Annotated in this window: 6 protein-coding genes; 4 read left to right on the top strand and 2 right to left on the bottom strand. The window is 62.9% G+C overall.

Annotation, left to right across the window (positions count from 1 at the left end; genetic code table 11):
• The first annotated feature begins 158 nt into the window (after window positions 1-158).
• On the top strand, window positions 159-1,028 hold the full coding sequence (locus EN749_RS29730) for a patatin-like phospholipase family protein (protein ID WP_128364497.1): 870 nt from the start codon (window positions 159-161) through the stop codon (window positions 1,026-1,028).
• A 42-nt stretch (window positions 1,029-1,070) separates the two neighbouring features.
• Here the strand turns inward: EN749_RS29730 and EN749_RS29725 are convergent, their stop codons facing one another.
• On the bottom strand, window positions 1,071-1,613 hold the full coding sequence (locus EN749_RS29725) for a dihydrofolate reductase family protein (RefSeq protein ID WP_128364496.1): 543 nt from the start codon (window positions 1,611-1,613) through the stop codon (window positions 1,071-1,073).
• Between the two features lie 223 nt (window positions 1,614-1,836).
• Between EN749_RS29725 and EN749_RS29720 the strand changes: the two genes are divergently transcribed.
• Entirely contained in the window at window positions 1,837-2,733 is an 897-nt protein-coding gene (locus EN749_RS29720; protein WP_128364495.1) for an HNH endonuclease, read from the top strand.
• A gap of 72 nt (window positions 2,734-2,805) precedes the next feature.
• On the opposite strand, the gene efp is transcribed toward EN749_RS29720, so the two are convergent.
• Window positions 2,806-3,375 carry an elongation factor P gene (gene efp / locus EN749_RS29715; protein WP_027038615.1) on the bottom strand — a complete coding sequence of 190 codons (570 nt, stop codon included), beginning with the start codon at window positions 3,373-3,375 and terminating at the stop codon, window positions 2,806-2,808.
• A 117-nt stretch (window positions 3,376-3,492) separates the two neighbouring features.
• Between efp and epmA the strand changes: the two genes are divergently transcribed.
• A complete protein-coding gene (gene epmA, locus EN749_RS29710; protein WP_128364494.1) occupies window positions 3,493-4,533 on the top strand; it encodes an EF-P lysine aminoacylase EpmA in 1,041 nt (346 codons plus the stop codon).
• Between the two features lie 104 nt (window positions 4,534-4,637).
• On the top strand, window positions 4,638-5,501 hold an 864-nt coding region (locus EN749_RS29705), incomplete at its 3' end, for an FAD-dependent oxidoreductase (RefSeq protein WP_145991051.1).

The following is a 5,501-nucleotide window of genomic DNA, read 5'->3' as shown; positions in this document are numbered from 1 at the left end:
CCTTGCAACCTTGGTGATTGGCGAAATCGGCGATGGCAGCACCCTTCTCCCCGTATAGTGACGGGGAGAGGATGCCGGCAGGCAGGTGAGGGGCGGCGCCAACTTCAACAATTGGCGGTCTCCGTCGCCGGCCAGAAACGAGGCAGGAGTCACGCAAAATGGCGCCTAGCTTCGGCATCGCCTTCGGCGGCGGCGGCGCGCGCGGGCTGGCGCATATCCATGTCATCGAGGCGCTGGACGAACTGGGCATAAAACCGGTGGCCATAGCCGGCTCGTCGATCGGCGCCATCATGGGTGCCGGCATGGCATCGGGCATGACCGGCAAGGACATCCACGACTATGCCCGCTCGATCCTTGGCCGCCGCGCCGAGGTGGCGAGCCGCATGTGGCGGGCGCGGCCGGGCACCATCGCCGAAGCCATGCAGGGCGGCATCCGCGTCAGCCAGTTCAACGTCGAGCGCATCCTGAAAGCCTTTCTGCCCGAGGCCATTCCCGAAACCTTCGCCGAGCTGAAAATCCCGCTCAAGGTGACGGCGACCGACTATTTCGGCCACAAGCTGGCTGTCTTCGAAGACGGCGACCTGCACTCGGCGCTGGCGGCCTCGGCGGCCATCCCCGCCGTGTTCCGCCCGGTGACGCGCGACGGCAGGCTGCTTATCGACGGCGGCATCTACAATCCCGTGCCGTTCGACCTGATCGAGAACGATGCCGACATCATCATCGGCGTCGACGTGGTCGGCGCGCCGGAAGAGGCCGACCGCAAACAGCCGACCTCCGTCGACCTGATGTTCGGCGCCACGCAGCTGATGATGCAGTCGATCACCGCCAACAAGCTGAAACAATGCCGCCCCGACATCCTGGTCCGCCCGGCAGTCTCGAGATACCGCGTCCTCGATTTCCTGAAGATCGACGCCTTGATGAACGAGACGGTCGATATCAAGGACGAGCTGAAGCGGCAGGTTGAGAAGGTGGTTGAGGCGAGGAATAATGCCGCCATCAAGAGGAGGCGGGGGAAACAGGTCGGGTGAAGTGCATCTTTCCTTCACCTGAGAGGAGAGAGCCCAACCGTCTTATGACTTAGCCGTCATCGGCGCATACTCTAGCGCCACCACGCCGTTGCTAAATGGTTTTGCGGAAATCAGGTCGAGCGACACCGCCGCGCCGCCTGGGAATAGCGGCTTGCCCTGGCCGACGGTGCCTGGATAGCTGAGCAGCCTGACGCGGTCGACCAGGCCGTGGCGCAGCAATTCCTGCGCGACGCTGAGGCTGCCATGCACGTAGATGTTGCCGCCGCTGCCTTGCTTCAGCGTCCTGACCGCTTCCGGCAGAGGCCCTTTCAGCAATTCGGCCGGCTTCCAGTCGAGCGCCTTCAGGCTGGTCGAGGCGACATATTTAGGCAGCGCGTTGAACCGGTCGGCAAAATCTCCGGTTTCCGTTGGCCAGGAGCCGGCAAAGATCTCATAGGTCGTGCGCCCCAAAAGCATGGCGCCGCTGTCGGCAAGCTCGTCTTCCTTGAACCTGTTCATCTCGTCGTTCCAGGTCACGCTGGGCAGCTTCTCGACCTCGGCAATGCCATCGACGCTGATGAATTCGGTGACGATGAGTTTTCGCATAGCGCTCTCCTTCTTCCGTCAAAGGACGAACCGCGTGGGCGCTTTGCGACAGGCTTCCTGAAATATATTGCTGCGCTTCGTTGTAGTGTGGCGCTTCAGCGCGAGGCTGCGAAAGACCGATACCATGGGGAAGTGCGACCGCCGCCTGGACTAAACCCCAAAGTTCGGATTTTGATGCCACATCTGAAGTAGTTATTCCCAAGAACGCATTGCAGGAAGATTCATGGGATTCGGGGTTTTCATTCATCGCTCGGATTCGCGATACAACGATCGCCCCGCAGAGCAATACCAGTTTCCTCGCCCTTATCTGCGCCGCGTTGAAGCGTGTGTCGGCAAGTGGATTATCTACTACGAGCCCAGCAAGGTAAACGATACACGGGGCTATTACGCTGTAGCGAAAGTCCAGCAGATCATCCCCGATCCGGTAACGCCTGACATGTATCTCGCGCTGATTGAGCCCGGAAGCTACCTCGATTTCGTCAATCCTGTTCCATTTAGCGGATCTGACGGTCCCGTCGAACGAGGCCTGCTCAATGATGAGGGACGGATTTCTGGCCGCGCCCAATCTGCTGTCCGCGCACTCAGCCCAGGTGACTTCAACCGGATCATCGATCTGGGCCTGGATACGAATGAGTTGTTGCTGCCGCGCGTTGATGAGGTCGGCATATCTGCCGGCTTTCAGGATGAGCAGGCGCCATTCGAATTCGAGCAGAGTCGTGACCGCGTAAGCTACATCGGATCGCGAATCGTGCGGGACCGCATTTTCCGTCGAGTCGTCTTACGTGCCTATGACGAGCGCTGCGCGATCACAGGTCTCAAGCTGATAAATGGCGGAGGCCGGGCAGAGGTTTCTGCCGCACATATTCGACCGGTTGAGGCGAACGGGCCTGATGTCGTCAACAATGGGATCGCACTGTCCGGCACTGCGCATTGGATGTTCGACCGTGGATTGATCAGCCTGTCGGACGATTTGGAAATCCTGTCCAGACAGGTCAATGACTTCGACAGCGTGCAGGGCTTCATAAACAAGACGCGCCGCGCGCTTCCGCCTCGCCGACAGCTCGAACGCCCGCATCCTCATTTCTTGCAATGGCACCGCGAGCACTGCTTCAAGCAATAAGCGGTGTTTCGAAGCTGCCCCCTGTCTATGGAAAGGCATTGCTTGCAGTGGTCGTTTGGGCGCTCGCCCCCCTCAGTCCTTCGCCCGCTCCACATAAGCGCCATCGGCCGTCATCACCACCACGCGGGTGCCTGGTGCGATGTGCGGGGGCACCAGGGTGCGCACGCCGTTGGACAGCACGGCCGGCTTGTAGGATGACGAGGCCGTCTGGCCCTTAGTCGTCGGCTCGGTTTCCACCACTTCGAAGGTGGCGCGCTGCGGCAGCACCAGGGAAATGGCAATGCCGTTGAACTGCGACACCTGCACGGCCATGCCTTCCAGCAGGTAAGGCGCCATGTCGCCGACCACGGCTTCGGATACCGCGACCTGATCGTAGCTTTCCGGGTTCATGAAATGAAAGCCTTCGCCATCACGGTACAGGAAGGTGTGTTCGCGCTCTTCCACATAGGCGCGCTCAACCTGCTCGGTAGTGCGGTAGCGCTCCGAAACCTTCACCCCGTCGCCGATGCGGCGCATGTCGAGCTGCGTTACCGGCGTGCCCTTGCCTGGGTGGATGTTTTCGGCAAAGAGGATCACATAAAGCTTGCCGTCCTTGTCGACGACATTGCCTTTGCGGAGCGAACTGGCGATGACTTTCACCACGGTTTTAAATCCTGCAAGAAGAGTTGACTGGCGTTTGCCGGCTAGTGCGGCGCTGGATGGGGGCCTAGCGCATCTTGGCCGCCGCCGCCAGCCCCATTCCACCATGTTCCGAGCCGCATGACCGAAGCTTCGCCCTGGTGGACGCCTGACGTTCATGCCGACCGCCGCCCGCGGCTGATGCTGCGCAACGGCATCGCCGCCAGCCTGCGCGACTGGTTCGCCGCCCATGATTTCGTAGAGGTGCAGACGGCGGCCCTGCAGATTTCGCCCGGCAATGAGGCGCATCTGGCGGCTTTCGCCACCGAAGCGGTCGGGCCGGACGGCGCAAGGGCGCCGCTCTATCTCCACACCTCTCCGGAATTCGCCTGCAAGAAGCTGCTCGCCGCCGGTGAAACCAGGATTTTCAGCTTCGGTCCGGTCTACCGCAACCGCGAGCGCGGCCCCTTGCACCATCCCGAGTTCACCATGCTCGAATGGTATCGCGTCGGCGAAGCCTATGAGAGCCTGATGCTGGATTGCGCGGCCTTTCTGGCGCTGGCCGCGACAAGGGCAGGGGCTACTCTTTTCTCTTTCCGGGGCCGCGACTGCGATCCGTTCGCCGAGCCGGAACGGCTGACGGTGGCGGATGCCTTCTCTCGTCATGCCGGCATCGACCTGCTGGCCACCGTCGCCGCCGACGGCAGCACCGACCGCGAGGCGTTGTATTGGGCCTTGACCCAGGCCGGCCTGCGCACCGCGCCGGACGACAGCTGGGCCGATCTGTTCAGCCGGGTGATGGTGGAAAAGGTCGAGCCATTCCTCGGGCAGGGCCGCGCGACCATCCTGTGCGAATATCCGGTGGCCGAAGCAGCACTGGCGCGGCCGAGCCCGCGCGACCCGCGCGTCGCCGAGCGCTTCGAGCTCTATTGCTGCGGCGTCGAGCTCGCCAACGGCTTTGGCGAACTGACCGATGCCGACGAGCAGCGCCGGCGCTTCGTCATCGAGATGGACGAGAAGCAGCGCATCTATGGCGAGCGCTATCCGCTCGACGAGGATTTCCTCGCGGCGCTGGCCATCATGCCGCCGGCCAGCGGCATCGCGCTCGGCTTCGACCGGCTGGCGATGCTGGCCACCGGCGCGCAAAAAATCGAGGACGTGATCTGGACGCCCGTTGCCTGAGGCGCGGAAAGATCTGGCCTATTCGATTCCAGGGATCAAGACTGGACCGCGACCCCGAACCAAGAGACCACATGATCGGTACTGGTCAATCGGGAAGATCTACAGTGGCTGCTTCTGAAACGGTCGAAATCGCCATTGTCGGCGCCGGAGTTGTCGGGCTGGCGACGGCACTTCGCCTTGTCGCGGACGGCCGTGAAGTCCTGCTCATCGATCCGAACGAGCCGGGCTCCGGCGCGTCATCAGGCAATGCCGGAACGATCGCCGAATATGCCTGCATGCCGGTCGGCACTCCTGCGGTGCTGCGGGCGTTGCCAAAGCTGCTGCTTGATCCCGACAGCCCGTTTTCGCTGCGCTGGCCGGCGCTGCTGCAGCTGGCGCCATGGCTCGTTCGGTTCATGCGGCAATCGCTGCCGGCGGCCACCCGGGCCAATGCGCTGGCGCTCGCCGGACTGCTGGCCCACGCCCTCCCGGCCTGGGAAGACATGGCCGGGGAGGCCGGGCTGGAGGACCTGCTGCGCCGCAATGGCTGTCTTTATCTCTATCGCCGCGAGAGCGATTTTGCCGCTGGCGCCGGCGGCCGGGCAATGCGCGCTGGGCTTGGCATCCACCAAGAGGTGCTGACTCCCGAAGAGGTGGCGGCGCTTGAGCCGGGCCTGCCGGCGACAGCAGCGCATGGCGTGTATTTTCCCGATTCGATCAATGTCACCGATCCGGCAATGGTGATGCGGCGGTTGCTGGGCGCGGTGAGTGCCCGTGGTGCATCGGTAAAGCAAGCTGAGATCACCGGGCTGCAGGTCGAGGCTGACGGTGTCCAGCTCAGCGGACCCGGCGTTCGCATCAAGGCTGGCACGGTGGTGATCGCCGCCGGTGCAAGGTCGCGCGCACTGGCCGCGCAGGCCGGCGACAGGATTCCGCTCGAGACCGAGCGCGGCTATCATCTGGAATTCCAGACCGACGCGCCGCTGCTC

The sequence above is a fragment of the Mesorhizobium sp. M7A.F.Ca.ET.027.02.1.1 genome (assembly GCF_004022985.1).
In the GTDB taxonomy this organism is placed as follows: domain Bacteria; phylum Pseudomonadota; class Alphaproteobacteria; order Rhizobiales; family Rhizobiaceae; genus Mesorhizobium.
Note: the sequence above shows the minus strand (reverse complement) of the source record. Positions and strands in the feature narration are given on the sequence as shown.